Source organism: Tepidibacillus sp. HK-1 (assembly GCF_001748485.2).
Classification (GTDB): domain Bacteria; phylum Bacillota; class Bacilli; order Tepidibacillales; family Tepidibacillaceae; genus Tepidibacillus_B; species Tepidibacillus_B infernus.
The window spans coordinates 1-3844 of sequence record NZ_BDGM02000043.1; the positions used below are offsets into that span (position 1 = coordinate 1).

The following is a 3844-nucleotide window of genomic DNA, read 5'->3' on the forward strand; positions in this document are numbered from 1 at the left end:
GAGTGAGGAGCAAGCGTGGATGTGGGCGAATACAAGAAAAGGCTATTGGCGTACTGCTCATAGCCCTATCTTGACAAAAGCCCTATCTAACGAGCGATTTAAGCGAGCTGGATATCTAAGTTTTAGCGAGTGTTATTCTGCGAAGTGACGTGTAAACTTTGGAAGCGCCGTATACCGAACGGTACGTACGGTGCTGTGGGAGGTCGGCTGGTCAAATAATGGCCAGCCTCCTACCCGATCGGTGAAATATAGGAAGGATTTCCCCTTGACCTTTTAAAGAAATTAAGGGAAACTTATAATAACTTGTACAACCTTAAGCGCACATAGATGTGGGAGAAAAAATTGGGGTGAGAAATATTGAGATGTCCTTACTGCAATTATAATGGAACAAGAGTATTAGACTCTCGACCGATCAATGATGGAAAATCCATACGAAGAAGAAGAGAATGCGATTCATGTAATAGAAGGTTTAATACTTATGAAGAAGTAGAAGAAACACCCATTTTAGTCATTAAAAAAGATGGAAGTCGTGAAGAATTTAGTAGAGAAAAAGTGCTAAGAGGGCTTATTCGAGCATGTGAAAAAAGACCTGTGCCATTAGAAACGTTAGAAAATATGGTGGCAGATATTGAAAGAGAATTAAGAAATGATTTGAAATCAGAAGTTGACAGCAGAGTCATTGGTGAAATGGTGATGGAAAAACTATATCAGATTGATGAAATTTCCTATGTTCGTTTTGCCTCAGTCTATCGCCAGTTTAAAGATATTAATGTATTTATTCAAGAGATTTCTGAGTTACTGCGAAAAGGATGAAGAGAATCCCCTCCAATTCGGAGGGGATTTAAATAATGTGATATTATGAGCAAGTTGAACCAAAAGTAGATCTAACAGTAAAGCCACTTCCCCAGCGGGAATCACGAAAATCTACTTCAACATCGCCTATATTTTCAAGCTCTTTAGCATTGACGACCACTTTAAAGTTCTCATATTCGAAAACTTTATCTTCTTCATTTGGCTCATCCAGAGCCAATCCCAAGGATGGACCGCCTCAGCCAAAACCAGCAATATATACACGGATTGCTGCGCTACTTTGTTTCTCTTTCAGTAACTCTTCAAGCTTATCCTTTGCACTTGGTGTTACGGAAACCATATCATTACCTCCCCTTCTCAATGTTTAAGCATCTAGTTGTGAGTTAAATACCCATAAAGGTATTATATATGGATTGTTTTGGAGAAACAAGTGTTGTTTTTGTTAAGTTAGAGTGATGGTATAATAAAGATAAGCTTTTTATAAAAGGGGTTGATTTAGAATGTCTTACATCTTCAATGAAATTACACCACAGGATTCTTATATTATAAGATTACCTAATTCAATCGAAACTACCCAATTTTCTTACATGATTGAGTTATATCAACCCATTATTGGCACAGAGGCTCTAAGTTTATATTTAACCTTCATTTATCACCTTCCTTTAGGACAGGCAGGTGTTTCAATACCAAATCTGCATAGAGGTTTAATGACACAACTTCAGCTTTCCTTTCCAACGATTATTAAAGCGAGAAAAGTTTTGGAGGCTGTTGGTCTTTTAGAGACTATAAAGTATAAACACGTTGAAAAAAATGAACATATCTTTGAATATACCCTATTTCCACCACTACATCCTATCCAATTTTTTCAGAGTGACGTTTTAAGCCTATTGTTGTTAAATCGATTAGGGAAGTCAGCTTTTCAAACCTTAAAATCTAAGTTGACACCAAACTTAAATTGGAACCATGGGTACTACATATTTGCTGAGAAAATAACCAAGTCATTTGATGAAGTATTTGATACTGTTTTAGCCTCTGAATTCAAGATAAAACCAGGTTCTGAAATAGAGCAATTGATTCAACCGCTCGAATATCAGGAAGAGAAAAAACAATCACCTAAACTAGATATTAAGAAAAAATATCTTGATATTGATTTTATAAAAGGAATGGGTAGTTCCATCTATCCCTTAGAAAAAATCATCGATTCAGATTTAGAAAAACTTTTACATGAATTAGCTTTCCTTTATCAATTATCTGAAACTGACATGATCAATCTATTAAAGGATCATACCATTTATGATTCAACTGGAAAAATTGATAAGCAGTCACTCAGAAAAAGGGTAAAAGAGCGAGTTCAATTTGCTGAAAAGGAAGTTGTCATTGTTCAAAAAGAACAGCTGGTTGATGAAAAAAAACAGAAATCAGCTCATAATCTTAATAAAGCAGAGCAACATCAATGGGAATTAGAACATTTAACTCCTATAGAACTAATGAAACAATATCAAGGTGGTGGAAAGATAGCAGAAGCAGATTTAAACTTAATTGAAGGACTGTTAATTGATTATCAATTGCCATCAGGAGTAGTAAATGTATTAATAGAATATATTATGTTGACTAATGATTATAAACTTCCTAAGAATTTAACGGAAAAGATCGCGGGGCATTGGAAACGTCTAAAAATCAAAACCGTAAATGAAGCGCAAAATGTGGCCAAGAAGGAGCATCAATTGTATAAAGAATGGAAAGAGGTAAAAAAAGGCTCAAAGAATGCAGCCAAGAAAGCTTTTACTTCCACAAAGTCGGGAAAGAAAGAGAAGATACCAGATTATATTTTACAGCAAGAAGAAAAGTATCATCAGAAAGAGAATACAACTGACTCTATAGATAAAGAAAGTCAGGATGAAATCAATCAATTGTTAAGGAAATTAGGAGAAATTTAATGAGGGGAGAGATGATAAAATGGATCCTTTAAGTCAAATCATAGGTGAATTAATACCCAACTTAAACGTTAATAAGCAAAAATGGGTTCGTTATTTTGAACAACATCCAGAATTACAGTCACTTTTTCAAACAAATGAACTCTCTAAAGAGATGATTCTTCCTTCATTAAATCAACTTTATCAATATATCGAGGATAAAAAGAATTGTTCCCTCTGCATTGGAATTGATAATTGTCCAAATTTATTAAAAGGGCATTATACGACTTTAAAATTTGAATATGGCCAAATTCAAAGTATATTAACAAAATGCCAAAAGTTACTTAACCAAGAAGAAGAGGAATATAAAAATCAATTATTTAAGAGCCAATATATTCCAAAGGAAGTTTTGAAGGCTTCTTTTAAAGAGATTGATCAAACGTTAGGACGTAAAGAAGCCCTTATGGGATTATTAAAATTTATCGACCTTTATCAATCTGGTCAAAAACAAAAAGGAATCTATTTATATGGTCCGCTCGGAGTTGGAAAAAGTCACATGTTGGCAGCGACTGCGAAGAAATTAGCAGAAAATAAAATTTCCACTTTAATGATCTATGTACCTGATTTTTTTAGAGAAATGAAAAGTTCTATCCAAGACCAAACCTTAAATGAAAAAATGAAACTTTTACAAGAGGTTGAGGTTCTAATCTTAGACGATATTGGAGCAGAAACGATTTCCCAGTGGGAAAGAGACGAAATACTAGGAGCCATCTTACAAGCAAGGATAGTAAAAGGGTTGCCTATCTTATATTCCTCTAATTTAAATTATGATGATTTAGAAGAGCATCTGGCCTATTCGAATAAAGGTGGAGTGGAAAGCTTAAAGGCCAAAAGAATTATGGAAAGAATTCGGCATTATACAGTGCCTTACTTTGTCGATGGACCTAACAGAAGAATGGTGGAGTGACCCCTTTGATGCGAATTTTTTAGGTTTGTATGAGTAAAATTATTGTGGGAGGAAAAACAACCTTATAAGGCAGATAATGGAATCTGCTTGAATAAGAAGAATATTAAGCAGAAAGATGTAAGCAAAAAAATATGGAAAAGAGGGTCTCTCCTTG

Annotated in this window: 4 protein-coding genes; 3 read left to right on the top strand and 1 reads right to left on the bottom strand. The window is 34.5% G+C overall.

The window, feature by feature from the left end; all coding sequences use genetic code 11:
• Positions 1 to 357 precede the first annotated feature (357 nt).
• Positions 358 to 813 (top strand): transcriptional regulator NrdR, encoded by a 456-nt coding sequence (gene nrdR / locus BEN26_RS13565; protein WP_069799178.1) that lies wholly within the window; start codon positions 358 to 360, stop codon positions 811 to 813.
• A gap of 43 nt (positions 814 to 856) precedes the next feature.
• On the opposite strand, the gene BEN26_RS14330 is transcribed toward nrdR, so the two are convergent.
• Entirely contained in the window at positions 857 to 1150 is a 294-nt protein-coding gene (locus BEN26_RS14330; RefSeq protein WP_399168555.1) for an IscA/HesB family protein, read from the bottom strand.
• Between the two features lie 160 nt (positions 1151 to 1310).
• Here BEN26_RS14330 and BEN26_RS13575 point away from each other — a divergent pair, with 160 nt between their 5' ends.
• Positions 1311 to 2747, top strand: a complete 1437-nt coding sequence (locus BEN26_RS13575; RefSeq protein ID WP_069799179.1) for a DnaD domain protein — start codon at positions 1311 to 1313, stop codon at positions 2745 to 2747.
• Positions 2748 to 2766: 19 nt separating this feature from the next.
• Positions 2767 to 3690: a primosomal protein DnaI gene (dnaI, locus tag BEN26_RS13580; protein ID WP_069799181.1), complete on the top strand. Its 924-nt coding sequence runs from the start codon at positions 2767 to 2769 to the stop codon at positions 3688 to 3690.
• The last annotated feature ends 154 nt before the right edge of the window (positions 3691 to 3844 follow it).

What these genes read in the sequence shown, in the direction of transcription:
- BEN26_RS13575 (WP_069799179.1), top strand. Translation starts at nt 1,311, where the DNA reads ATGTCTTACATCTTCAATGAAATTACACCACAGGATTCTTATATTATA.
- dnaI (WP_069799181.1), top strand. Translation starts at nt 2,767, where the DNA reads ATGGATCCTTTAAGTCAAATCATAGGTGAATTAATACCCAACTTAAAC.